At 74.5% G+C, this 24545-nt stretch carries 19 protein-coding genes; 12 read left to right on the top strand and 7 right to left on the bottom strand.

What is annotated here, in order from left to right; all coding sequences use genetic code 11:
- Window positions 1–381 precede the first annotated feature (381 nt).
- From AC5FZL_RS06445 to AC5FZL_RS06430, 4 genes are all read left to right on the top strand, one after another.
- On the top strand, window positions 382–1539 hold the full coding sequence (locus tag AC5FZL_RS06445) for a glycosyltransferase (RefSeq protein WP_493617741.1): 1158 nt from the start codon (window positions 382–384) through the stop codon (window positions 1537–1539).
- Window positions 1540–1625: 86 nt separating this feature from the next.
- Complete coding sequence (locus AC5FZL_RS06440) at window positions 1626–2228, top strand: serine acetyltransferase (protein ID WP_493617740.1); 603 nt, start codon at window positions 1626–1628, stop codon at window positions 2226–2228.
- Window positions 2218–4128, top strand: a complete 1911-nt coding sequence (locus tag AC5FZL_RS06435; protein WP_493617739.1) for an HAD-IIIC family phosphatase — start codon at window positions 2218–2220, stop codon at window positions 4126–4128. Before AC5FZL_RS06440 ends, AC5FZL_RS06435 begins: the two co-directional genes overlap by 11 nt.
- Window positions 4129–4156: 28 nt before the next feature.
- Window positions 4157–4420, top strand: a complete 264-nt coding sequence (locus tag AC5FZL_RS06430; protein WP_493617738.1) for an acyl carrier protein — start codon at window positions 4157–4159, stop codon at window positions 4418–4420.
- A 29-nt stretch (window positions 4421–4449) separates the two neighbouring features.
- Here the strand turns inward: AC5FZL_RS06430 and mfd are convergent, their stop codons facing one another.
- Entirely contained in the window at window positions 4450–8040 is a 3591-nt protein-coding gene (gene mfd / locus AC5FZL_RS06425) for a transcription-repair coupling factor (protein WP_493617737.1), read from the bottom strand.
- 197 nt (window positions 8041–8237) lie between these two features.
- On the opposite strand from mfd, the gene AC5FZL_RS06420 reads away from it, so the two are divergent.
- Window positions 8238–9218 (top strand): glycosyltransferase, encoded by a 981-nt coding sequence (locus AC5FZL_RS06420; RefSeq protein ID WP_493617736.1) that lies wholly within the window; start codon window positions 8238–8240, stop codon window positions 9216–9218.
- Window positions 9219–9230: 12 nt separating this feature from the next.
- Here the strand turns inward: AC5FZL_RS06420 and AC5FZL_RS06415 are convergent, their stop codons facing one another.
- Window positions 9231–10820, bottom strand: a complete 1590-nt coding sequence (locus tag AC5FZL_RS06415) for a hypothetical protein (RefSeq protein WP_493617735.1) — start codon at window positions 10818–10820, stop codon at window positions 9231–9233.
- Window positions 10817–11989: a hypothetical protein gene (locus AC5FZL_RS06410; RefSeq protein ID WP_493617734.1), complete on the bottom strand. Its 1173-nt coding sequence runs from the start codon at window positions 11987–11989 to the stop codon at window positions 10817–10819. The genes AC5FZL_RS06415 and AC5FZL_RS06410 overlap by 4 nt, the downstream gene beginning before the upstream one ends.
- 140 nt (window positions 11990–12129) lie before the next feature.
- Between AC5FZL_RS06410 and AC5FZL_RS06405 the strand changes: the two genes are divergently transcribed.
- On the top strand, window positions 12130–13194 hold the full coding sequence (locus AC5FZL_RS06405; RefSeq protein ID WP_493617733.1) for a hypothetical protein: 1065 nt from the start codon (window positions 12130–12132) through the stop codon (window positions 13192–13194).
- Window positions 13195–13222: 28 nt separating this feature from the next.
- Here AC5FZL_RS06405 and AC5FZL_RS06400 read toward each other — a convergent pair whose 3' ends face one another.
- A complete protein-coding gene (locus AC5FZL_RS06400) occupies window positions 13223–14212 on the bottom strand; it encodes a hypothetical protein (protein ID WP_493617732.1) in 990 nt (329 codons plus the stop codon).
- Between the two features lie 195 nt (window positions 14213–14407).
- On the opposite strand from AC5FZL_RS06400, the gene AC5FZL_RS06395 reads away from it, so the two are divergent.
- The 3 genes from AC5FZL_RS06395 to AC5FZL_RS06385 are packed head-to-tail and all read left to right on the top strand — an operon-like array spanning window position 14408 to window position 17270.
- Window positions 14408–15433 carry an NAD-dependent epimerase/dehydratase family protein gene (locus tag AC5FZL_RS06395; RefSeq protein WP_493617731.1) on the top strand — a complete coding sequence of 342 codons (1026 nt, stop codon included), beginning with the start codon at window positions 14408–14410 and terminating at the stop codon, window positions 15431–15433.
- Complete coding sequence (gene rfbC / locus AC5FZL_RS06390; RefSeq protein WP_493617730.1) at window positions 15433–15984, top strand: dTDP-4-dehydrorhamnose 3,5-epimerase; 552 nt, start codon at window positions 15433–15435, stop codon at window positions 15982–15984. The genes AC5FZL_RS06395 and rfbC overlap by 1 nt, the downstream gene beginning before the upstream one ends.
- Complete coding sequence (locus tag AC5FZL_RS06385; RefSeq protein ID WP_493617729.1) at window positions 15981–17270, top strand: NAD(P)H-dependent oxidoreductase; 1290 nt, start codon at window positions 15981–15983, stop codon at window positions 17268–17270. Before rfbC ends, AC5FZL_RS06385 begins: the two co-directional genes overlap by 4 nt.
- A gap of 16 nt (window positions 17271–17286) precedes the next feature.
- Here the strand turns inward: AC5FZL_RS06385 and AC5FZL_RS06380 are convergent, their stop codons facing one another.
- Window positions 17287–18330 carry an alpha-hydroxy acid oxidase gene (locus AC5FZL_RS06380; protein ID WP_493617742.1) on the bottom strand — a complete coding sequence of 348 codons (1044 nt, stop codon included), beginning with the start codon at window positions 18328–18330 and terminating at the stop codon, window positions 17287–17289.
- A 140-nt stretch (window positions 18331–18470) separates the two neighbouring features.
- A complete protein-coding gene (locus AC5FZL_RS06375) occupies window positions 18471–19472 on the bottom strand; it encodes a glycosyltransferase family 2 protein (RefSeq protein ID WP_493617728.1) in 1002 nt (333 codons plus the stop codon).
- 184 nt (window positions 19473–19656) lie between these two features.
- Here AC5FZL_RS06375 and AC5FZL_RS06370 point away from each other — a divergent pair, with 184 nt between their 5' ends.
- Both AC5FZL_RS06370 and AC5FZL_RS06365 read left to right on the top strand, forming a co-directional pair.
- Window positions 19657–20631 (top strand): hypothetical protein, encoded by a 975-nt coding sequence (locus AC5FZL_RS06370; protein ID WP_493617727.1) that lies wholly within the window; start codon window positions 19657–19659, stop codon window positions 20629–20631.
- 133 nt (window positions 20632–20764) lie between these two features.
- On the top strand, window positions 20765–21625 hold the full coding sequence (locus tag AC5FZL_RS06365; RefSeq protein ID WP_493617726.1) for an ATP-grasp fold amidoligase family protein: 861 nt from the start codon (window positions 20765–20767) through the stop codon (window positions 21623–21625).
- A gap of 3 nt (window positions 21626–21628) precedes the next feature.
- Here the strand turns inward: AC5FZL_RS06365 and AC5FZL_RS06360 are convergent, their stop codons facing one another.
- Complete coding sequence (locus AC5FZL_RS06360) at window positions 21629–23134, bottom strand: oligosaccharide flippase family protein (protein WP_493617725.1); 1506 nt, start codon at window positions 23132–23134, stop codon at window positions 21629–21631.
- Window positions 23135–23489: 355 nt separating this feature from the next.
- Between AC5FZL_RS06360 and AC5FZL_RS06355 the strand changes: the two genes are divergently transcribed.
- Entirely contained in the window at window positions 23490–24323 is an 834-nt protein-coding gene (locus AC5FZL_RS06355) for an ATP-grasp fold amidoligase family protein (RefSeq protein WP_493617724.1), read from the top strand.
- Window positions 24324–24545: the final 222 nt, after the last annotated feature.

Here is a 24545-nt window from a genome sequence, read left to right as displayed (position 1 = left end):
CACCCGGTGACCCAGGTCCGCCATGCACGCCGCGTGCACCGCGCCCAAGTAGCCCAGACCCACCACACCCACCACGAGCGGCTCGGTGCTGGCTGGTGCGGGAGTGCTGCTCACGGGGGCGTCCGCCATGGTGTTCCCTCTGTCGGTGGTCGGTCAGGTGCGGGCACGGGCCTGCACCTGCGACGGTAGCGTCCGACCTGCCGTCGACGCCGGTCGTGCGGTGCCCCGAAGACCCGATCGGCGCATCGGCCGGGCGCTGTGGTGGCGGGCCGCGACTCAGCGCCCCTAGGGGCTGCACGGGTGACGCCGGACCCCCGCGCTTCCCCTCGTGGCGCCGCCGCGCCACCATGCTCCCTGCATCGCCGCGCACGAGGAGGATCCGTGGGTCTGTCCGTACTCCTCGTCGTGCACGACCTGTCCAACGGCTGCATGGCCCGGGCCCGTGCTCTGACCGAGGTGCTGGAGCTCCTCGGCCACCGGCCGCGGACCGTCTCCGCGTGGGGCGAGGAGCTGTGGCCACCTGCCCAGGGGACGCCCTTCGCGGCCTCCGCCTCGCGCCTCGACCGGCGGGGGGTCGTGGACGCCGTCGCCGGGGTCGACCTCGTGATCGCCGTCAAGGTGCTGCCGCACAGCCTCGGGCTCGCCCTGCGGGGAGCGGTGCGCCACGGCGTGCCGATCATCGCCGACGTCGACGACCCCGACGTGGAGGCCCGGACCCAGTGGGCGCCGGCGACGGCGGTGGCGTCCCAGGTGACTCGCCACCCCCGGCACTACCTCGACCTGCGCGCGCTGCGCTGGGCCGCCCGCCGCTTGACCACCACGGTGTCCAACCCCGTGCTCCAGGGCATCTACGGCGGGGAGCTGGTCCCTCACGCCGTGCCCGACCGCGGTGCCGGTCAGACGCACACCAGCGACCGTCCGCTCCTGTCGTTCATCGGCACCGTCGGGCCGCACAAGGGTGTGGACCTGCTCCGGGCCGCCACGGCGAGGCTCCACGAGGAGGGCTGGAGGCTCCTCGTCACGGCCGACGCCCCCGCGGACGCACAGCCATGGGAGACGTGGACCGGTCCCCGCGTGCCCGACAGCCGAGCCCTCCTCCTGCGCAGCGACGTCGTCGTCATCGCCTCGAGCCCGCCCGACCAGGCAGCGGGCCACGGGCTCCAGGCCGACTACGCCCGGGCGCAGCTGCCCCTGAAGCTCATCGAGGCGATGCTCGCGGCGCGCGCCGTCGTCGTGTCCGACTACGGCCCCCTCCCGTGGGCGGCGCACGCGGCTCCCGTCGTCCCCGCCGGAGACGTCGACGCCCTGGTGGCGGCGCTCCGTCCACTGGCGGACCCGGCGCGGCGCAACGTCCTGGGCGGGCAGCTGCGCGAGGAGGCGCTCGCCCGCTACACCCCCGCTGCCGTGGCCCCGGCGCTGGAGCGCGCGATCACCAGGGCGGTGACGAGCTCCCCGTGGCCGCGCTGGTCGGCGCAGGCACGACCGGCGCGCACCGCCGGGCGCCCCCACGAGGCGGAAGAAGCGCGCCCAGGAGGGTGAAGCTCGTCGCCCGTCGTCACCAGCGCTCGATCCCGCGCGGGGAGCCTCATACGATGCTCGGGTCACCCGAGGGTTGGAGGTCAACCGTGCACGACCACGACGTCGACGAGCACGCCCCGTCCGCTGCGCCCGTCACCGGGCTGCTGGACCAGCTGCGCGAGGACCGCGAGGTCAACGGCGGCCTGTCCCGACCGGGGTTCCAGGCCATCGCGCTGCACCGGTTCACGAACTGGGGCCGCCAGGAGGCACCTCGGTGGTCGCGCCGCCTCTGCAGAGCCGTCTCGAGGGCCGCGTTCGTCCTCGTCCGCAACGTGTACGGGATCGAGCTCCCCGCCTCCGTCGCCCTCGGGCGCAGGGTGAGGATCGCCCACCAGCACGGCATCGTCATCCACCCCGGGACCGTCATCGGTGACGGGTGCATCATCCGCCAGGGGGTGTCGCTGGGAGCCGCGGCCGGCGACGCCGGCCGCTTCCACGACCAGGCCCCCTCGCTCGGCGACGGCGTCTCGCTCGGCGTGGGGGCGGTGGTCGTCGGAGGGGTCCACCTGGGTGACGGCGCCATCATCGGGCCGAACGCGACCGTGCTCACCAACGTCCCGGCTGGCGCCCGGGTGCTGGCCCAGCCGCCACGGACGGTGGCCTTCCCCCCGGCCGTGGCCCAGCGCGAGAGGGAGCTCCGTGACCGCTGACGCCGACGCCCGGCAGTCCGCGGGGTCCCTCTCCGACTTCCCCTCCAGCCGAGACCTCCTCACCCGCGCCCGTGGGCTCGCAGGCAGCGGCGATGTCGTGGGAGCCGCGAGGGCCCTCGCCGAGGTCGCCGTCGTGACGAAGGACCTGCCCGCCTGGCTCGCCGCAGCCAGCGCGATCGCCGAGCTCCCCGGGGAGGAGTGGGCCCGCCGGCAGGTGCGGCTGGCGGTCCTGGGCAGCCACACCACCGGCCACCTCGTCCCAGCGCTCGTGACGGCTGCGGCCGCGGAGGGGCTGGCGCTGGATGTCTACGAAGCCCCCTACGGCCAGTTCCAGCAGGAGGTGCTGGACCCGGCCTCGGGCCTGGCGACCTTCCGCCCCGACGTCGTCCTGCTGGCCGTCGACGCCCGAGCAGTGCGGTTCCCGGCCATGTCGTCCTCGCCGGCGGAGGACATGGCCGCCGAGGTCTCCCGCTGGACCTCGCTCTGGTCGGTGCTCCGCGAGCGGCTCGGCGCGACGGTCCTGCAGCTGTCGTTCGTGGCTCCCGTGGTCGACCCCTTCGGCAGCCTCTCGCTGACCCTGCCGGGCTCCCGGCGCCGGCAGGTCCGTGCGCTCAACCTCGCGCTCGGCGACGCCGCACCTGATGGGGTGCACCTGGTCGACGCGGAAGCCGTAGCTCTGCAGAGCGGTCTTCGCGCGTGGAGCGACGACCGCTACTACTTCCGCTCCAAGCACGCCATCGGGCTCGGCGCGGTCACGGCCGTCGCGAGCGAGGTCGCGCAGGTGCTGTCCGCCTCGCTGGGGCTGGGGCGCAAGGTCGTCGTCCTCGACCTCGACGGCACGGTCTGGGGAGGCGTCGTCGGAGAGGACGGCGTGTCTGGGATCACCATCGGGGACGGCCCCGCTGGCGAGGCCTTCCAGGCCTTCCAGAACTACCTCGTGTCCCTCCAGCAGCGGGGCGTGCTGCTGGTCGCCGTGTCCAAGAACAACCCCGACGAGGCTCGCGCACCCTTCGAGCAGCGACCGGAGATGCGACTGTCCCTGGAGCACTTCGCGGACTTCCGGGCCTCGTGGGACCACAAGCCCGACGCGATCCGGCAGGTCGCTGGAGATCTGGGGCTCGGCCTCGACAGCTTCGTCTTCGTCGACGACAACCCCGTGGAGCGCGAGGCCGTGCGCCGTGCGCTGCCCCAGGTGGGGGTGGTCCCGCTGCCGGTGGAGCCGTCCGGTTACGTCGCCGCCCTGGCCGCCTTCCCCGGCATGCAGACGGGCGCGCTGACCGCTGAGGACGCCCGCCGGACCGAGCAGTACCGCAGCCGCGCCCACGTCGCTCGCCTGGAGGCGACGGCGGGGACGCGCGAGGAGTTCCTCGAGAGCCTCGGCATGGTGCTGACGGTCGAGGAGGTCGGCGAGGCCAACCTCAAGCGCGTGGTGCAGCTGATCGGGAAGACGAACCAGTTCAACCTCACCGGTCGCCGCCACTCCGCCGGCGAGGTGCTCGCCATGGCGCAGCAGCCGGGGGCGACCGCTCTGGCGCTCCGCCTCCGGGACGACTTCGACGACCACGGCCTGATCGGAGTGGTCCTCGCCGTCCCCGAGGAGGAGGACCTGCTCGTCGACACGTGGCTCATGTCGTGCCGGGTGCTGGGACGCGGCCTCGAGGCGGCCACGATGGCGGTCGTGGCCGCCAGAGCGCGCGCCGGCGGATTCCGACGCGTGGTCGGCACGTGGATCCCGACCGGGCGGAACGCGCCTGCCCGTGGTGCCTACTCCGACGCGGGCTTCGTCCGCGACAGGCCGGTGCCCGACGACGCGCCCTCGCCCGCCGGAGCCCCGGAGCGGTGGGCCCTCGACGTCACGGCCGAGGTACCGGCGACCCCCTTCGTCCGCACCGAGCCCTAGACCCACCGCACAGGAAGATCGATCGACGATGACCTCCACGCCCTCCGGTGCCACCGATCCCACCTCGCTCAAGCTCCAGCAGGTCTTCCGCGACGTGTTCGCCGATCCGGACCTGGTCCTCACCGACGCCCTCACCGCTGCTGACGTGCCCGGCTGGGACTCCCTGGGCCACATCGGACTCATGTTCAGCATCGAGGCCGCCTTCGGCATCACCTTCACCGATGCTGAGATGTCGAGCCTGGAGAACGTGGGTGAGCTCCGGGAGGTCGTGACGCGCAAGAGCGCCTCCTGAAGGGAGGCTCCAGCTCCAGCGCCCCCGCCTCACCCCGCCACGGCAGCGGCGGCGGCCACGCTCCCGCCGACGACAGCGTCCAGCAGCGAGCGCGCCCACTCCAGCACCTCGGCGTCGCGCAGCGGGCGCCCGCCCACGCGCGCCGTCATCGGCCGGGGCACGAGGATCGAGCGCACGGCCGGCTTGACGAGCGTGCCCGGGTACAGGCGGCGCAGGCGCAGCTCGGCGGACTCGGGGAGGTCCATCGGCGCGAACCGGATGTGGTTGCCCTGCGCGCTGATCTCGCTGACCCCGGCGGCGCGGGCGTGCACGCGGAAGCGCGCCACGGCCAGGAGGTTCTCGACCTGCTGCCCCGGCTCGCCGTAGCGGTCGACGAGCTCGGCGCGCACGGCGTCGACGTCCGCCTCGGTGGCCGCCGCCGCGAGCTTGCGGTAGGCCTCCAGCCGCAGCCGCTCGTGCGGCACGTAGTCGTGCGGCAGGAGCGCGTCGACCGGCAGCTCGACCTTGACCTCGGTGGACTCCGGGGCGGCGTCGCCGCGGAACTCCGCGACGGCCTCCCCCACGAGGCGCACGTACAGGTCGAAGCCGACGCCGGCGATGTGCCCGGACTGCTCGCCGCCGAGGAGGTTGCCGGCCCCGCGGATCTCGAGGTCCTTCATCGCCACCTGCATGCCCGAGCCGAGGTCGGTGTGCTGGGCGATGGTGGTCAGGCGGTCGTGGGCGGTCTCGGTCAGCGGCCGCTCCGGCGGGTACATGAAGTAGGCGTAGGCGCGCTCGCGACCACGCCCCACCCGCCCGCGCAGCTGGTGCAGCTGGGACAGGCCCAGGAGGTCGGCCCGCTCGAGGATCAGCGTGTTGGCGTTGGAGATGTCCAGGCCGGTCTCGACGATCGTCGTGCAGACGAGGACGTCGAAGCGCTTCTCCCAGAAGTCGACGATGACCTCCTCGAGCCGGTGCTCGGGCATCTTGCCGTGCGCGGTGGCGATCCGGGCCTCCGGCACGAGTTCGGCCAGGCGCGCCGCGGCGGCGTCGATGGACTCGACCTTGTTGTGGATGTAGAAGACCTGGCCCTCGCGCAGCAGCTCGCGCCGGATCGCCGCGCCGACCTGCTTCTCGTCGTAGGCCCCGACGAAGGTGAGGACGGGGTGGCGCTCCTCCGGCGGCGTGGCCAGCGTCGACATCTCCCGGATGCCGGTCACTGCCATCTCCAGCGTGCGCGGGATCGGGGTGGCGCTCATCGCGAGCACGTCGACGTTGGTGCGCAGCTGCTTGAGCAGCTCCTTGTGCTCGACGCCGAAGCGCTGCTCCTCGTCGACGATGACCAGCCCGAGGTCCTTGAACTGCACCTCCCCCGACAGCAGGCGGTGGGTGCCGATGACGACGTCGACGGTGCCGTCGGTGATCCCCTCGCGGGTGGCCCGCGCCTCCTTCGCCGGGGTGAACCGCGACAGCGGCCGCACGGTCACCGGGAAGGGGGCGAAGCGCTCGGCGAAGGTCTCCATGTGCTGCTGCACGAGCAGGGTGGTGGGCACGAGGACGGCGACCTGCTTGCCGTCCTGCACGGCCTTGAACGCGGCCCTCACCGCGATCTCGGTCTTGCCGTAGCCGACGTCGCCGCAGATCAGGCGGTCCATCGGCACGGTCCGCTCCATGTCGGCCTTGACCTCGTCGATGGTCACGAGCTGGTCGGGCGTCTCCACGAAGGGGAAGGCGTCCTCCAGCTCGCGCTGCCAGGGGGTGTCGGCGCCGAAGGCGTACCCGGAGGTCGCCATCCGGGCGGAGTAGAGCTTGATCAGCTCACCGGCGATCTCGCGGACCGCCCTGCGGGCGCGGCCCTTGGTCTTCGACCAGTCCGAGCCGCCCATCTTGTTGAGGGTCGGCGACTCCCCGCCCACGTAGCGGGTGACCTGGTCGAGGGTGTCGGTGGGCACGAAGAGCCGGTCGCCGGGCTGCCCCCGCTTCGACGGCGCGTACTCGATGACGAGGTACTCGCGCGTCGCCCCGCCGAGGGTGCGCTGGACCATCTCGACGTAGCGGCCCACGCCGTGCTGCTCGTGGACGACGTGGTCGCCGGGCTGGAGCTGCAGGGGGTCGACGGCGTTGCGGCGGGCGCGGCTGGGCATCCGCGTGGAGTCCTTGGGCGAGGCCGCGGTGGTGCCCAGGACGTCGCTCTCGGTCAGCAGCGCCAGCTTCAGCCCCGGGGCGACGAAGCCGTGCCCGAGCGAGGCCGTGGTGATCTGGACGACGGCCTCGGGCGGCGCCTCGTCGACGGAGACGGCGCGGCGGGCGGGCACGTCGGCCCCGGCGAGCACCTCGGTGAGCCGGTCGGCGCTGCCCGGGCCGGCGGTGGTGGCCACCACGCGCCAGCCGTCGAGCGCCATGCCGCGCAGGTCCTCCAGGGCGCGCGGGACGTCGCCGCCGTAGCCCTCGACCTCGCGGGCGCCGACCGCGAGGACCTCGGTGCCGTCGGCGCGGTCGTCGGCGAGGTCGGCGTCCGCGGTGAAGGAGGTCATCGACCACCACGGCACGCCGGTGGTCAGGGCGCGGGCGCGGGTGGCGGCGAAGGAGGTGTAGCTGGCGCGGTCCAGCCCGAGGTCGACCGGCACCTTCCCGCCGGAGGCGGCGTTGGCCCAGGCCGCGGCGAGGAACTCCTCGGAGGTGGCCACGAGGTCGTGGGCGCGGCTGCGCACGCGCTCGGGGTCGAGCACGACGACGTGGGTGCCCTCGGGCAGCACGTCGGTCAGCGGCTCCATGGCGTCGACGAGGGCCGGGGCGAGGGACTCCATGCCCTCGACCGCGATGCCCGCGGAGATCTTGTCGAGCAGCTCAGCGGCGCCGGGCAGGGAGTCCTTGAGGGCGGCGGCGCGCTCCCGGACGGTGTCGGTGAGCAGCAGCTCGCGGCACGGCGGGGCCCAGAGCCCTTCGGGCACGACCTCGAGCGAGCGCTGGTCGGCGACGGCGAAGGCGCGGACCTCCTCCACCTCGTCGCCGAAGAACTCCACGCGCAGCGGGTGGTCGCTCGTGGGCGGGAAGACGTCGAGGATGCCGCCGCGGACGGCGAAGTCGCCGCGCCGCTCGACCATCTCGGTGCGGGTGTAGGCCGCGGCGGCGAGGGCGTCGACGGCGTCGTCCAGGTCGATCCGCTGGCCGGCGCGCAGGGCCACCGGCACCAGGTCGCCCAGGCCGGCCACGAGCGGCTGCAGCACCGCGCGCACCGGGGCGACGACGACGCGCACCGGGCCGTCATCGGCCCCGATCTCCCCCGGGTGGGCCAGGCGGCGCAGGACCGCCAGACGGCGCCCGACGGTGTCAGAGCGCGGGGACAGCCGCTCGTGCGGCAGCGTCTCCCACGAGGGGAACTCGACCACCGAGCGCGGGTCGAGGTAGCAGCGCAGCGAGGCGGCGAGGTCCTCGGCCTGCCGGCCGGTGGCGGTGACCGCCAGGACCGGGCGGCCGGCGTCGTCCGGGCCCTCGCCGGCCAGCGCGGCCAGCAGGGCGGGACGGGCGCCGGCGGGGACCGTGACCTCCAGCAGCGGCACGTCCCCCGAGCGCGCGGAGCGCACGGCGGCGTCCACGGCGGGGTCGGCGCGCAGGGCGGCGAGGACTCCAGTCAGGGGCACGGACACCAAGGGTAGGTCGCGCCGGGGACAGCCGGCGCCGGGCTCGGGAGCGGTCGGACGGCGGACGCTGCGCCATCGGGGGGAACCCGCGGGGCTCCGGCCTCCTGCAGGCCGTGGTCGGCGACCGCACCGCGGCCGGACTGGCACGATGACCGACGGCGGGCAGCTCCGCCGACGGGTGCGGACGAGGAGCAGACGTGGGCGCAGCGGTATCGGTCATCACCTGGACGCGCCACGCCGGTCGTGCCGAGGAGATCGCAGCGGCGCTGGGCGGCCGCGCCGTGCACGTCCACCCCCGAGGGCTGTCCGGCAGCGCGCCGCGCACCCTCCTGCGCTACGCGCTCTCGGCGGCCGTGACCGCCGGGCACCTCGCGCTGCGACGTCCCGCGGCGGTCGTCGTCACCAACCCCCCGGTGGTGCCCGGCGTCCTCGCCACCGCCTACGGCGCCCTGACCGGCAGGCCCGTGGTGCTGGACAGCCACCCGGCGTCCTTCGGCGCCAAGGACAACGCGGTCGCGCGGCGCCTGCTGCCGGTGCACCGGGCCATGGCGCGCCGCGCCGCCGCTGTCATGGTGACCACGCAGACGTGGGTGCAGGAGGTCGACGGCTGGGGCGGCCACGGGCTCGTCGTCCACGAGGCGCCCCCGCGCTGGCAGGTCCGTCCCTGGCAGCCGTCCGGGGCCCGCCCCCGGGTGCTCTTCGTCGGCGTCTTCGGTGGCGACGAGCCCGTCGACGTGGTCTTCGGCGCCGCCGCGCTCCTCCCCGGCGTCGACGTCCACGTGACGGGCGACCCGCACCGCTGCCCGCCGCACCTGCTGGCCTCCGCGCCGGCGAACGTGCGCCTGGTCGGCTTCCTCGGCCCGGAGGACTACCGCAGCGCCGTCGAGGAGGCGGACGCCCTGCTCGTGCTCACCACGGAGCCCACCTCGGTCGTCCGGGCCGGGTACGAGGCCGTCTACGCCCGCCGGGCGCTCGTCGTCAGCGACACCCCCGTGCTGCGGGAGGTCTTCCCCCTGGCCGAGCACACCGCCAACACGCCGGAGGCCGTCGCGGCCGCGCTGGGCCGCGCCCTGGAGGGGGCTCCGGACGCCGCGCGGCTGGCGTCGGCCCTGGACCTCCAGGAGCAGCGCTGGGTGGGGCAGCTGGCCGCCCTGCGCACCGCCCTGCGCCTGGCCTGACGGCCCGCCGCCTCAGGCGCTGGCGCCGACGCCCACCGGGCTGGCCGGCGCCACGGCGCGGACCGCGGGGGCGGTGGCCCGGACGCGTCGGGCCGGCTCGACGGCGAGAGCGGCGCCGGCGATGCCGAACAGCGCGTAGCTGAGCCCGGCGTTGCTCAGGTAGGGCCACACCATGCAGGCGGCCGGGAAGAACACGATCACCCCAGCGAGGGCGAGGGCTGCGGACCGACTCCCACCCCCCGGTGCCCGGGCGTGCCGGAACGCGCGGACCCCGAGCGCTCCGATGGCGAGAGCCGCCCCTCCGAGCAGGCCGAGGCCGCCTCGCAGCAGGTAGGTCAGGGCCTGGTTCTCGGTGGAGGCGAAGAGCACCCCCGGGGGCGTGTCGGTGCCGATGCCCACGAACGCCACCCGGGCCACGACGGGCAGGTAGTCGCGCTCCCAGACCAGGATCCGGTACTGGACCGTCTGGGGCAGGACGTCCCCGAGGCCCTGCGGCAGGATGCTGGTCGCCGGGATCTCGACCGTGGACGTGACTCCCGTCTCCGCCGACTGGGAGGTGATCCGGTCCTGGATCACGGTCGGGAAGGTGAGGTAGGCGGCACCTGCCAGCAGGACCACCAGGGCGAGCGCCCGGAGGAACCTCCGGGCCAGCGCGGCGGCCACGAGCACGGCGATCGGCAGCCAGAGCAGCAGGGTGAAGGTGATGGCCAGCACCTCGGCCGCGAGGTCGAGGGCGAGGACCCCCACGAGCACCGGGACCGGCAGGATCCTGCGGTGGCCCCGCCCGCCCCGCAGGAGCTCGACCGCGGCCACCACCGCGGGCAGCAGCAGGTAGCCGCCCAGGGAGTGCCAGATCGTGAAGGGGCCGGTCACGCGCGGGCTCTCCGCCCCCGCCTGGGCCAGGAGCCCCGCGCCACCGGTGAGGGTGCGGAGCAGGTCGCGCACTCCCGGGGCGTCGACGTACTGGAGCACGGCGAGCGCCGCGGGCAGCACGCTCACCAGCAGCACCCAGCGCAGGACGACGTCGACGTCCCGACGGGTCTCCACGCCGCGGGACGCGGCCCACCACGTGAGGAACAGGAAGAGCGGCTGGAACCCGACGAGGAACACCTCGTCGGCCAGGATGTGCTGCTTGTAGAGGTGTCCGAGGTTCAGCGCCAGCGCTGCGGCCGCGAACGCGGCCACCGCGACGTCGGCGCCCGACACGGCGCGCCACCGCCCGGGCCGGCGGAAGAACAGCACCGCTGCCACCACGATCACGAGCAGCTCGGAGACCTTGAGGCCGGGGAGCCCGACGCCGCGAGCGACGCCGGCGAGCGCCGGAGCCACGGCCGCCACGGCCACCGAGCCGACGATCGGCCGCCACCACGTGGCCACGACGAGGATCAGGGCCCCGGCGAGCGCGACCGGCCCGAACGGGGACACGAGAGCGGAGGCGCCCGCCACGAGGGCTGCTCCGGCGAGGGCCACCACCGCGACGGCCAGCAGCGCCGGCGTCCACCAGCGGGACCGCTCACGCAGCGCCCGCCCGCCCGCGCGCGGTTCCGGCCAGGGGACGGCCAGCCGCCGCTCGATCCGCTCGAGGAGGTCCGCTCCGCTCACCGGACGGGTGCCGCGACGCTGGCCCCCCGGCTCGCCCCGCCCTCGGCGCTCGTCGCCGCCGCCTCGCCGGCAGGGGTCTCGGCGCCACGGCTGGGGTCGACGCGGTCACCGCTCCCGCTGCGAGGCGCCCCCAGGACCACCAGGACATTCTCGACCGCCAGGTCGGCCAGCCGGTGCATCGCGGCGGTGGCCGGGCGCAGCAGGGACCTGCGGCGCATGCCCAGCACGACGGCGTCGGCGTCCTGCACCGAGCGCTCGACGGTGCTGTCGTCCAGCAGCCGGCCCAGCGAGCTCCACGTGATCGGCTCGCGGGTCGCCTCGATGCGGCCGGACTGGCGCAGGCGCGCCTCCGCCCGGCGCAGCTGCTCGGTCAGGTCCGCCGCAGCAGCGGCCGACATCCCGGCGACGGTCACCACGGCGACCCGGCGCACCCGCGCAGCACCGTCCAGCACGCGCAGCACGAGGGTCTCGTAGCGCTCGGGCGAGACGCGCCCTCGCAGCTCCAGGACGGGCCACGGCGCGAGGGCGCGCACGTCGGCGGCCGAGCGGACCTGCGTCAGTAGGCGCTCCAGCACCATCGCGAACGCGAGCCCCAGGGCCAGCCCGGCGAGCCCGCCCACCCAGGGGGCCACCGGCGCGAGACCGGCGCGGCGGGTGACCTCCGCGGCGGCGCCGAGGGGCTGCAGGGTCCCGGCGGGGATGTTCGCCGTGGGGCTCCCGCCCGTGAACACGCTGTTCATGGTCGCGAAGTACTGCGCGACCGGCGCCTCCTCGTCGGCGGTGAACGTGACGCGGATCACGCCGCTGTTCGGCAGGGCCAGCGCCTCGATGCTCTGCTCGAGCTCCATGGGGTCCAGGCCGGTGGGGCCGGTCAGCGCCGCGAGCACCTGCTGGTCCTGGGTGAGCAGCGGGGCGTAGTTGCTGGCCAGCCCGGACGCGTCGTACGCGTTGTTCGGCCGCGGGTCCACGACCACCACCTCGGCGTTCGGGTCCACCGGAGCCGCGAGCGGCACGATGAACGAGCCCTGGGCGGTGTAGGACGTCGACGACACCCGCTCGACGAACTGCGTGGCCGCGACGCCGGAGACGAGGCCGACGAGGAGTCCGACGACGCCGAACCGGCGGAGGGCTGAGCCCAGGACGTGGCGCTGCGGTCTGGTGGTGTCCACCGGTCTCCTCAGGACGTGGGGCGAGGCTGACCAGGATCATCGCAGACCGCAGCCGGTCTGAGGAGGCGCGAGCACCCGTTCGGGGCACCCCCGAGCGCGGATCCGGGTCGCTCGACGACGTCCGCCCTATGCTCCGCGGCATGACGCGCGCCTCCTACTACAGCTGGTTCGACGCCCGTCGGGGACCGGACCTGGTGCCCTGGGACCTGGACCAGCCGGACGGGCCGGTGCCGAACGCCGCCTACCTCTCGGAGACCTTCCGCGAGGTGGAGGCGCGGATCGCGCAGGAGGACCCGGCCCTCGCCGGCCGGCTGGACCGCCTGCACGTCGTGGTCACCCCCAACCACGCCGAGCTGCCCCGGACGGGTCCCGACGTGGTGGCGCTCGTGGTCTCGGACAACTGGGCCCGGGTGCCGCGGTGGGCTGACGACGTCGGCCTGGTGATGGCGACCAACCGCGGCCGCCGGTGGTCGGACGCGACCCGCATGCTGCCCCGCCCGCTCGGCTGGGCCGAGGTGCTCGACGAGGCCCGCGTGCGCTTCGAGCGGGAGCGGTGGGCGCGCCAGGGGCACCGCCCGAAGATGCGCAAGGACCAGGTGGTGCCGATCCCGCTCGGCTACGCCTACCAGCGCGACGTGCCCGCGGTGCCGTGGGAGGAGCGGGACGTCGACGCGTTCTTCGCCGGCAGCACCGTGCACACGCTCGACCGCGGCGGGGCGCTGCGCAGGCGCCTGCGGGCCGGCGGGTTCGGGGTGAAGAGCCTGCACCGCCAGAGGATGCTCGCCGCCGCGGAGGAGCTGCGCCGCGAGCGCCCGGACCTGAACGTCCTGGTGCAGCTCATGGGCAGCGACGACGTCACCGACCACGCGGACACCTACAGCGAGACCATGGCGCGCACCCGGTTCAGCCTCGACCCTCGGGGCCAGAGCCGCGAGAGCTACCGCTTCTTCGAGGCGGCGCGGGTGGGCGCCGTGCCGGTGGTCACGGCGCTGCCCGCCGGGGGGCTCTACGCCGGGGCGCCGGCGCTGCGCCTGCGCCACTGGGACGAGCTTCCCGCCGCGATGCGGCGCATGACCGAGCGCCCGGAGGAGGCCCGCGCGCTGCACGAGGCCGTGCTGGCCTGGTACGCGCAGCACGGCTCCCCCGAGGCGACCGCCGCCCGCCTGGTGCCGCTGTTCGAGGGCGTGCTGCGCCGGCTCCCCTGACCGGGGGGGGTGGGCCGGCCGGGCCGGCTCAGCCGGCGTCGGCGTACCCCGGGGATTCGTAGCCGGTCCCGGCCACGCCCTCGGGCACGAAGGGCCCGCCGGGCGGCTCGCCGTACTGGACGCCGTCCCACGCCTCCGTGCCCTTCCCGCTGCCCTTGGGCCACAGGGCGCGGTCGCGGTCGTCGGCGAGGTCCGCGGGGTCCTCGCCGTCGCGCGAGAGCCACACCTCGCTGAGCCCCAGCGGCCAGTCGCCCTCGTCGCGCCACAGCAGGTACGCGCTGTCCTCCGTCCCGCGCAGGTCGACGTGGCGGAGGTCGAACTCCTCGGGCGGGCCGGCGTCGCCGCGCTGCTCGGGGAGCAGGAAGAACCCCTGGTACTGCGTGCTGGCCGACAGCCGGTCGATGCGCAGGACGCGCGGCCCGGCCCAGGTCTGGATCACGTCGGCGTGGTTGTCGTCCCTGCTCCCCTGGACCGTGTCGACGCGGATGTTCTGGAGCTGGACGACGGCCCCCTTGCGCTGGTTAAGGTTGATCCCCTCCTTCAGCCCCTCCCCCGTGATCGCCAGGCCCTCGACGTGGACCACGCCGGTCTGGCCGTTCAGCAGCAGGGCTCGGCCGCGGGCGTCCTCGTCGTCGGAGACGGGCACGGTGATCTCCCCGCCGACCAGGACGACGTCATCGCCGCCGTTGACGTCGAGCCCTCCAACCAGCGGCTCGTCCGGCAGCTCGAGGACGTAGTCCTGGCCGTCGTCGAGGTGGAGGCTGCGGTCGTCGCCGACCCGAACGGTCTTCGGGTCCTCCATCTGCGGCGGCGCGAAGGACAGCCGCCCGTCGTCCGGCAGCGGCGGAGCGGGATCGGGGCCGCCGTCGTCGGGACCGGTGGGCACGAGCACGCCCACCAGGACGGCGACGACCGCCAGCGCCGCGACGAGCGCCGCCGCCAGGCCGACGACCCGGCGGTGGGACGGCCGACCAGGCGGTGTCGGGGCGGGACGGGGTTCCGCGGGTGCCTGGGTCATGACGGCTCCGGATCGCGCGGACGGCTGCTGCGGGCAGCGGCCATGCTGGCACAGGGGTGCCCAGCGCCGCTGCCGCCGGGGCGTCGGCGCTCGGCCGACCGGGTGGCGGAGGGGCGGCCGGGACGGGCGGAGTCGGTATCGTCGGCGCAGGTGGGAGGTGGGTCGGACGCCTCCGCGAGGACGGGCGGACGACGCGTGAAGATCTTGGTGACGGGCACCGAGGGCTACCTGGGCAGCCTGCTGGCGCCGCTGCTCGTGGCGGACGGGCACGAGGTGACCGGGGTGGACACCGGCTACTACAAGAACGGCTGGCTCTACCACGACGTCGCAGGCTCCGTGGCGACCCTGGCGCGCGACGTGCGCGAGCTCCAGGTGGAGGACCTCCGCGGCTACGACGCGGTGGTGCACATGGCCGAGCTGTCCAACGACCCCCTGGGCGACCTGCTCGGCGAGGTGACGTACGACGTCAACCACCACGGCTCGGTGCGCCTGGCGCGCCTGGCCAAGGAGGCCGGCGTCCGGCGCTTCGTCTACATGTCGTCGTGCAGCGTCTACGGCGTCGCCGAGGGCACGGTCGACGAGACCTCCCCGGTCAACCCCCAGACCGCCTACGCGATCTGCAAGGCCCGCGTCGAGCGCGACGTCGCCCCGATGGCGGACGAGTCCTTCTCCCCCACGTTCCTGCGCAACGCCACGGCGTTCGGCGCCTCGCCGCGGATGCGGTTCGACATCGTGCTGAACAACCTGGCCGGCCTGGCGTGGACCACGGGCGAGATCGCCATGAACAGCGACGGCAGCCCCTGGCGCCCGCTGGTGCACGGCCTCGACATCGCGCAGGCGATCCGCCTCGTGCTCACCGCTCCCGAGGACGCCGTCCGCGGGCAGGTGCTCAACGTCGGCAGCGACGAGCAGAACTACCAGGTGCGCGAGATCGCCGAGGTGGTCGCCGAGGCCTTCCCCGGCTGCACCCTCAGCTTCGGCCCGCCCAGCGCGGACAACCGCAGCTACAAGGTGAGCTTCGCGAAGATCCACCAGGTGCTGCCGGGCTTCGCCTGCCAGTGGGACGCCCGCAAGGGGGCCCAGCAGCTGCACGACGTCTTCGCGCGGATCCAGCTCGACGAGGAGACGTTCGCCGGCCGCGGCCACACCCGCCTGAAGCAGCTCGAGCACCTGCTGAGCACCGGCCAGATCGACGCCCAGCTGTTCTGGGCGGGCATCTGATGAGGATCGAGACCACGCCCATCGCCGGCGTCGCCCTGGTGCACCTGGACCCCCACGAGGACGAGCGGGGCTTCTTCGCGCGGTCCTTCGACCGCGCCGCCTTCGCCGAGGCCGGCCTCGACTCGGTCTGGGAGCAGGCGAACGTCTCCTGGAACGTGCGCGCCGGCACCCTGCGCGGCATGCACTACCAGCTCGAGTCCGCCCCCGAGGCCAAGCTGGTGCGCTGCACGCGCGGAGCGGTGCTTGACCAGATCGTCGACGTCCGGCCCGGCTCGCCGACCTACCTGCAGCACGTGGCGGCCGAGCTGACCGAGGACAACCACGTCGCCCTGTACGTGCCGCCGCTGTTCGCCCACGGGTTCATCACGCTCGTGGACCGCACGGAGGTCACCTACAACGTCAGCGCCCCGTACACCCCCGGCGTCGAGCGCGGCCTGCGCCACGACGACCCGGACCTGGGCCTGAGCTGGCCGGTCCCGGTCGAGGTGATCTCAGCCAAGGACGCCTCGTGGCCGCTGCTGTCCGAGAACGGCGGGGAGGCACCCCGATGATCATCCTGGACACCGCGCTGCGCCGCCGCCAGGCCGAGGGGCGCCCGATCCGGGTGGGCATGGTCGGCGCGGGGTTCATGGGCCGCGGCCTGGCCAACCAGATCGTCAACAGCACCCCGGGCATGGAGCTCGTGGCGATCGCCAACCGCACCGAGGCCAAGGGCCTGCGCGCCTACGCCGAGGCCGGTGTCGAGGACGTGCGGGTGGTCGACTCCCGCGCCGAGCTCGAGCGCGCGATCCGCGAGGGAGCGCCAGCGGTCATCGCCGACGCCCTGGAGCTGGTCGCCGCCGACGGCGTGGACTGCGTCGTTGACGTCACCGGCGCCGTCGAGCACGGCGCCCGGGTGACCCTGGCCGCGCTGGAGGCCGGCACGCCGGTGGTGACCATGAACGCCGAGCTGGACGGCACGGTCGGTCCCGAGCTGGCGCACCGCTTCCGCGAGGCCGGGGTGATGTTCACCGGCGCCGACGGCGACCAGCCCGGCGTCGAGGTGAACCTGCTGCGCTTCGTGCGCGGTCTGGGTGCGACACCGCTCGTGGCCGGCAACATCAAGGGCCTGCAGGACCCCTACCGCACCCCGACCACGCAGAAGGCGTTCGCGGAGCGCTGGGGCCAGGACCCGTGGATGGTCACGAGCTTCGCCGACGGCACGAAGATCTCCTTCGAGCAGGCCGTGGTGGCCAACGCCTGGGGCATGACGGTGCCCCGGCGCGGCATGAACGGCTGGGACCACGCCGGCCACGTGGACGAGCTCACCACCCGGTACGACGTCGACGAGCTGCGCGAGCTCGGTGGCGTCGTCGACTACGTGGTGGGCTCGAAGCCGGGCCCCGGCGTGTTCGTGCTGGCCACCCACGACGACCCGAAGCAGCGGCACTACCTCGAGCTCTACAAGCTCGGGACCGGACCCCTGTACTCCTTCTACACGCCGTACCACCTGTGCCACTTCGAGGTGCCGAGCACGGTCGTCCGCGCGGTCGACTTCGACGACGCCGCGCTGGTGGCGCAGGGCGGACCGATGGTCGAGGTCCTGACCACGGCCAAGACCGACCTGACGGCCGGCACGGTGCTCGACGGCCTGGGCGGCTACCACTCCTACGGCCAGGCCGAGGCCGCGCCGGTGGCCCGCGAGCAGCGGCTGCTGCCGCTGGGGCTGGCCGAGGGTGCGCGGCTGCTGGTGGACGTCCCCCGGGACGCCGTGATCACCTACGACCAGGTGGAGCTGCCCGCCGGGCGCCTCGTGGACGACCTGCGCCGGGCGCAGGACGCCCGCTTCTCCAGCTGAGGCCCGCTGACCGGGGTCAGCCCACGACGAGGTCGCGGGTGACCTCGGCCAGCGACCTGCTCCCGGACAGCGCCATCACGTGCACCAGGTCGCTGCGCACCGCCTCCACGCAGGCCGCCACGCCGTCCGCGCCGCGAGCCGCGAGCGCCCACAGCACCGGGCGCCCGAGGAGGACGGCGTCGGCGCCCAGCCCCAGGGCCACGAGCACGTCCAGCCCGGACCGGATCCCGCCGTCGGCGAGGACGGCGCCCCGACCGGCCACCGCGCCGGCGACCTCGGCCAGCGCCAGGGCGCTGGGCAGCGAGCGGTCGAGCTGGCGACCGCCGTGGTTGGAGACGACGACGCCCGCAGCCCCGGCGTCGAGACAGGCGACCGCGTCGTCGCCGCGCAGCACGCCCTTCACCAGCACCGGCAGCCCGGACACCTCGTGGAGCCAGCGGATGGTGGCCAGGTCGATCGTGGGGTCCTGCTCCGCGGCGGCGCGCTGGGCGTCGGGCGACTGGCCGGGCACGGCGTGCGCCGCCAGGTTCACCAGGTAGTGGTCGTCCGGCACCGACAGCCGGACGCCGTCCACCCTGCGCTTGAGACCCACGTACGGGGTGTCGCCGGTGAGCACCAGGGCGCTCGCCCCTGCCGCAGCGGCGCGGCGCACCACGGCCTCGGTCAGGGCGCGGTCCTTCATGACGTAGACCTGGAACCACCACGGGCCCCCGGTCGCTGCCGCCACGTCCTCCACGCTGCGGGAGGAGCGCGTGGACAGCACCAGCAGCGCACCGCCGCGGGCGGCCCCCACCGCCGTGGCCACCTCACCGTCGCCGGTGGCCAGCGCGTGGAACGCCATCGGGGCGATGCCGACCGGGTGGGGCAGCGCCGTCCCGGCCACCGCGGTGGCGAGGTCGACCGAGCCCACGTCGCGCAGCACCCGCGGGCGCAGCCGGAACCGGCTCCAGACCTGCTCGCTCTCCGTGCGGGTGACCTCTCCCCCGGCCCCGGCGTCGTAGTAGGCGAGCACCTCCGGCGGCAGGACCTCGTGAGCGCGCGCGAGGTGGTCGTCCAGCACGGCCAAGCCCATCGGAACCTCCCGCCCGGCCCCGGAGCCGACCAGCAGGCCGTCCGCGGTCTTCCGGGGGGACGCCGGTGAGGGTAGGCCAGTGACCACCTCCGCGAGCGCCTCCGCCACCCGGTCGGCGCAGCGACGGCTCAGACGGCGGGCGGCGTCCGCCGGTCTTCGCGCAGCTGGTCCTGCATGCCGTGCTGGTGCTCGACGCGGCGCAGGACGCGAGCGAGCAGGAGGGCGGGCCGGACGTCGGGCAGGCGGGTGGCGCCGCGCAGCGCCGCGGTCAGGGCAGCGGTGACCGGACGCCGGACCGCCTCCCGGCGGGAGGCGCGGACGAGGGCCGCCAGCGGAGCGGGCAGCCCTGCAGCCAGCTCGTCGACGTCGGCCTGCGCGGAGCCGGCGTGCCGCTGCGCGAGGGCCGCCCGTCCCGCGCCCTGCTGGACGGAGTCGCGCACGAACTGGGCGACGGTGCGCGAGTGGCGGTGGGTCGCCGCCAGCCGGCGGTCGAAGACGCCCGTCAGCCCGGCCTCGCGGCAGGCCAGGCCGATGTCGCGGTCCTCGTGCCGGAAGGAGAAGCCCTCCAAGTCCGCCAGTCCTGCGCGCTCGTACCCCGCCCGGGTGAGGGAGACGTTGCCCATCCACAGGTGCTGGAGGACGTCCTCCGGGTCCTCCTCGTACCGGCGGCACCGTCCCTCGTACTCCTCGGCGTACAGGACCGTGGCGAAGGCCGCGCCGGTGGTCGGCTGCGGCACGACCGTGGGCATGTACCCGACGACGACCAGGTCGTCGCGCCCCTCGTGGGCTCGGAGGTGGCCGGCCATGAGGCCGGGCCCCGGCAGGACGTCGTCGTCGAGGAACAGCAGGACGCGGCCACGCGCCCGCGCCGTGGCCGCGGCGTTGGCAGCGCGCTTGCCGGCGTTGGGCTGGTGCAGGACGACGACCCGCTCGTCCTCGCGCGCCAGCTCCTCCAGCGCGGCCAGCGTGCCGTCGGTGCTGCCGTCGTCGACCACCACCACCTCGCTGCCGGGCACGTCCTCGGCCAGGAGGGCCCGGACCACGGCGACGACGGCCTCCTGCCGGTCGTGCGTGGGCAGGACGACCGAGAGGGTGCGTGCGAGCGAGGGGTCGGACGGCGAAGCACTCATGCCCCGCATGGTCGCAGACGCAGCGACACGCCTTCTAAACTGTGATCTGGATCACACCCGAACGGATCGTGCACGAAGTCGGCATCTCAGGCCTTTGACTCATAGCAGTCATCCGGCTCCTCCGGGTGATCGGGGCCGGCGCTCGTGGCCCTCCCCCACACCGCACCGCGGAGGTCCCCCGCCCATGAACGCCCTCTCCACCGCCGCCCGCAGCCCGCGCCGCCTGTCCGTGTGGGCCGCCGCCGCGCTCTTCGGCGCAGCCCTGGGCGTCGCGCCCACCGCCGCGGTCGCCGCCGACTGCGAGGACGAGGGTGGAGCGGCGGTGCAGCAGGTCGGCCTGGGCGCCGGCTCCTCTGACGCGACCGGCGACAGCGGCCCCGCCTGCGACGACGGCGCCGGGGCACGCGGTGGGCTGACCTGGTCGCCGCCGGCGCTGGACCGTCCGGAGACCATCAAGGTCACCAGCCGCACCAAGACGCTCAAGCTGGACCCGTCGAAGGACTACGTCGTGGACCTGCCGGAGGTCCCCGTCGCACTGAAGAACGGCCTCACGATCACGGGCGGCAACGACGTCGTCCTCATCGGCGGGGAGGTCGAGACGAACAAGCGCGGCCTCTTCCTGAAGAACCAGACCGGGACCGTCCACGTCGAGGGCCTGCGCCTGTCCGGCAAGGGCGCAGCCGAGGGCATCAACCTCGACCAGCGCAAGGGCGCCACCGTGCAGCTGCAGAACATCGCCGTCGAGACCGTCACCGGCTCCTACTCCGGCACCCACGCCGACGTCCTGCAGACCTGGGCAGGACCCGAGGTCCTGCGCGTGGACCGCCTCGAGGGCTCCACCACCTACCAGGGGTTCTTCCTCGACCCCCACAAGTTCCACGACGAGGACAGCCCCGAGCTCTTCGACATCCGCAACACCGTCCTGCGCGACTCCGGCAAGAAGAGCGCCTACCTGCTCTGGCAGTCCGGGACCTTCCCGATCAAGACCCAGGACGTCGTCGTCGTCCCCAACGCCAAGAAGCCCTTCCCGAAGCAGGTCCTGCGGACGAAGAACGGCCAGAAGTCCTGGGCCGGTGTCCGGCAGGGCAGCGCCTCCACCGCCAGCCCGCTGACCGGCGACCCCGGCACGGGGTACCGGAGCCCGGGCTACGCCGGCTGACGAGCGGGCGGAGGCTGTGGCCCCGCCGGTCCTCGCGCCCCGCGCGCGGGACCGGCGAGGGGCGCTAGGTTCGCAACGGCGGGGTGGGCGCAGCGCTCCCCGCCGTTGCGCGCCCCCTGCCGATCGGATCATCGTGAGCCTGCAGTCCAGAGCGCGGGCCGTCGCCGTGCGCGTCGTGCCCTTCTCCGTCCGGCGCAGGATCCGCTACTACCGCAGGTTCGGCCGGCGACTGTCGCTGCGACACCCCCGGCGCTTCAGCGAGAAGGTCACCTGGCGCATCCTCTACGACCGCCGGGCGCTGCTGCTCGGCACCTGCGACAAGCTGCAGATGAAGGAGCACGCGCTGCGCACCGCCGGCGACCTCGTGCGCGCGCCCCGCACGCACTGGCACGGGACCGACCTGGGCGAGCTGGCCGACGTCGACCTCCCCGACCGCTGGGTGCTCAAGCCGAACCACCGCACCGGGCTCGTCCTCTTCGGCGAGGGGCGGCCCGACGTCGCGGACCTCCGGCTGCGCACGCACGGCTGGACCGACAGCGCGCACTGGCGGATCACCCGCGAGTGGGCGTACTCCGCCGCGGCCCCGGTGCTGCTGGTCGAGGAGTTCCTCGGCACCGGGGACCCCCCGGCCGACTACAAGGTCTTCGTCTTCGACGGCGTCCCACGCATGGTCCAGGTGCACACGAGCCGCTTCGGCCGGCACGAGTCGCGCCAGTACACCCCTGCGTGGGAGCCCATCCCGCTGAGCGCCGGGTACCCGGCCGGGCCGGACGAGCCGCGCCCGCAGCGACTGGCCGACATGCTCCGGGCCGCCTCGGCGATGGCCGCGGGCCTCGACATGCTGCGCGTTGACTTCTACGAGATCGACGGGGTGCTGTGGTTCGGCGAGCTCACGCCGTACCCCGGCGCGGGGCTCATCCGGTGGGACCTCGCCCTTGACGAGATGATGGGCCGCTGGTGGACGCTGCCGTCCCGGGCGGCCGTGCGCCGCTGACCGTCAGGTCGAGCTCGACGCGCTCCCGCGCCCGCCTCGCCGGCTCAGCGCGGCGCGCACCGTCCCCGCGGTCTCGGTGAGCAGGGACCGGCAGACCAGGAGGGCGGCGCCGACGTAGACGACGCCCCCCAGGAGCAGCGCCAGGCCCACGTAGTGCAGGCCCTCCAGGTGCAGGTAGCTCTGGGCGCCGACGACTGCGGCCGCCGCGGCGCCTCCTGCCAGGAGGACGGCGGTGGCCTGGGCGTAGGTGCTCAGGGGGATGCCGTACAGGCGGCGGAGCAGGATGATCCGGGCCGGCATGCTCAGCGCCATCCCGCCGGTCAGGGCCGCTGCCAGCACGACGAGGTCGTCGTGGAAGGCGAGGACGAGACCGAGCTGGAGCAGGAGCAGGCCAGCGGTCACGACGAGCTCGGTCCCCGGGTGCCCGGTGGCCATCAGGGCCGAGCGGTTGAAGTCGGACACGGCCTGCACCATCGACCGCATGGCCAGCCAGGCCGCCAGAGCGGCTGCTGGAGCCCACTGGTCGCCGAAGACCATCGGCACCAGCTCCTCGCTCACGAGGGAGAGCAGCACCAGCACGGGCACCGCGACCAGGCTGCCCATCGCCGTCGCCGTCGCGAGCGCCCTGGCGAGGCGCTCGCTGTCGTCCTGCAGCCGGGCGAACACCGGGTGCGCCACTGCGCCGATGACGGACGTGGCCACGTCGACGACCACGCTCACCAGCCGCCCGGCCACGCTCCAGTACCCCAGGGCGGCGGTGCCCGAGAGCGCACCGATGAGGAAGATCTCCCCCTGGGTGCGCAGCTGGTGTCCCAGCTGGACGCCCAGGGACTGCACCCCGTAGACGATCATGGCGCGGCCCTCGGTGCGGTCGAAGGTGCGCCGCGGCTTGAAGTCGCTGGTGCTCCACAGGACCACCAGCGCGACGACGTTGCGCACCAGGGTCTGCGCGACGAGCGCCCACACCCCAGCGCCGGCGAGCGCGAGCCCCACGGCGACCGCCACCGACAGCACGTTCGCCGAGATCTGCCGCACGGCGAGCTCCTTGAAGCGCAGGTCCCGCCGCAGCAGCATGGCCGGCACGCTGGACAGCCCTGACACCACGAGCGTGACCGCCAGCGCGGGCAGCACCTGGCGCAGCGCCGGGGCGTCCAGGCCCGCGCTGATCGGGCCCGCCAGCCCAGCGAGGGCCACGGCGAGGACGAGGGCGAGGAGCGTGGTGGTGTAGAAGGCGGTGCTCGTGACCGCCGCCGTGAGGCGCTCCTTCTGCAGGAGGTAGGACGCGAAGCCCGCGTCGGCCACGAGGGAGAGGATGTTGATGAAGGTCATCGCCAGAGCGACGACCCCGAACTCGCGCGGCGACAGCAGGTTGCCCAGGACGATGAAGCCGACGAGGGTGCTCAGCCGCACCGACCACTTCTCCACGGCCGACCACAGCACGCCGCGCATGGCTCGCTCGCGCAGACCAGGGGGAGCCGGGGCAGGCGCGTCCTCGACGGCTCCAGTCATCTGGTCTCCTCAGCACAGGTCCGCGCCTCACGAGCACCGGGTGCGGGCGCGCCGGCGTGCGGGCCGGCCCAGGCTAGCCGCCGGCCCGGCGGTCTTCCGCGGTCGTTGAGCCGATCGCGCACCGGATGACGTGCTGACCGCGGCGTCGCCAGGCACCAGCAGCAGGTCGAGGCGGCGTGGAGTCGTGCGCGCTGGCCACGTCGGCGCCCGGTGCCACCAGGTCCGGGACCGCCGCCGTCGAGCCGGTCTCCGATCTGCCCGCCCGTCTACGGCTCCGGTTGACGCGCACCGGGGACGGGGGTGGAGTGGGGGGGTGTCCGTCATGCGGCGATTGCGCCGGTCCGCCGCTCGAGCTGTGCCCATCTCCGTGCGACGGCGGGTGTGGTTCCGCCGTCGTCACGGCCACGGCCTGCCGCTCCAGCACCCGTCCACGTTCATGGAGAAGGTGAACTGGCGCATCATCCGCGACCGGCGGCCGCTGCTGGAAGGCACCTGCGACAAGCTCGAGATGAAGGACCGGGCCCGGTCGGTGGCCGGTCACCTGGTGCGCGTCCCGCGGACGCTGTGGGCGGGCACCGACGTCCGCGAGCTGGCCTCGGTCGACCTGCCCGAGCACTGGATCGTCAAGCCCAACCACAGCACCGGGCTGGTCCTCTTCGGCCACGGCCGGCCCAGCACCACCGACCTGCTCCAGCAGACCCGGGGCTGGGTCGACGCCTCGCACTGGCGCAGCACGGGCGAGTGGGCCTACTCCAGCGCGCGACCGATGCTGCTGGCGGAGGAGCTGATCGGCGAGGCGGGCCAGAGCCCTGCCGACCTCAAGGTGTTCGTCTTCGACGGGGTCCCCCGGCTCGTGCAGACGCACACCGGCCGCTTCACCGACCACCACACCCGGACCTACACCCCCGACTGGGAGGAGACGCCCTGGGGATCGGACCTCCCGGGCGGCCCGCCGGTCCCGCGTCCGGCGCGGCTCGCAGACATGCTGGAGGCCGCGGCGCGCCTGGCAGCGGGTTTCGACATGCTCCGAGTGGACTTCTACGAGCAGGACGGCGAGCTGTGGTTCGGCGAGCTGACGCCGTACCCGGGGTCGGGCATGGTCGTCCTCCCGGGCGCCCTGGACGCCCTGCTCGGGTCTTGGTGGACGCTGCCGTCCGGGCAGGCCCCGATGCTGCGCTCCGCCGCCTAGCGGCCTCGCGCGGAGGAGCGGGCAGCCGCGGAGGTGACGGCCCGCCGGGGCCGCAGCGTCCGCCGCGAGATGTCGGATTCCTCCCTCATGCGCCGTTGCGCCCCTCTACTCTGGCGCTGTGACAGAGGCCCCGAGGCGGCGGGACGTGCGAGCCGCCGAGGCCCGCGAGCTCCAGGCCCGCGAGCTCCAGGCCCGCGAGCTCCAGGCCCGCGAGCTCCAGGC

It is taken from the genome of Quadrisphaera sp. DVD1 (assembly GCF_058932755.1).
This window is presented reverse-complemented; position numbering and strand designations above follow the sequence as displayed.

What these genes read in the sequence shown, in the direction of transcription:
- AC5FZL_RS06430 (WP_493617738.1), top strand. Translation starts at nt 4,157, where the DNA reads ATGACCTCCACGCCCTCCGGTGCCACCGATCCCACCTCGCTCAAGCTC.
- AC5FZL_RS06405 (WP_493617733.1), top strand. Translation starts at nt 12,130, where the DNA reads ATGACGCGCGCCTCCTACTACAGCTGGTTCGACGCCCGTCGGGGACCG.
- AC5FZL_RS06400 (WP_493617732.1), bottom strand. Translation starts at nt 14,212, where the DNA reads ATGACCCAGGCACCCGCGGAACCCCGTCCCGCCCCGACACCGCCTGGT.
- rfbC (WP_493617730.1), top strand. Translation starts at nt 15,433, where the DNA reads ATGAGGATCGAGACCACGCCCATCGCCGGCGTCGCCCTGGTGCACCTG.
- AC5FZL_RS06385 (WP_493617729.1), top strand. Translation starts at nt 15,981, where the DNA reads ATGATCATCCTGGACACCGCGCTGCGCCGCCGCCAGGCCGAGGGGCGC.
- AC5FZL_RS06375 (WP_493617728.1), bottom strand. Translation starts at nt 19,472, where the DNA reads ATGAGTGCTTCGCCGTCCGACCCCTCGCTCGCACGCACCCTCTCGGTC.
- AC5FZL_RS06370 (WP_493617727.1), top strand. Translation starts at nt 19,657, where the DNA reads ATGAACGCCCTCTCCACCGCCGCCCGCAGCCCGCGCCGCCTGTCCGTG.
- AC5FZL_RS06360 (WP_493617725.1), bottom strand. Translation starts at nt 23,134, where the DNA reads ATGACTGGAGCCGTCGAGGACGCGCCTGCCCCGGCTCCCCCTGGTCTG.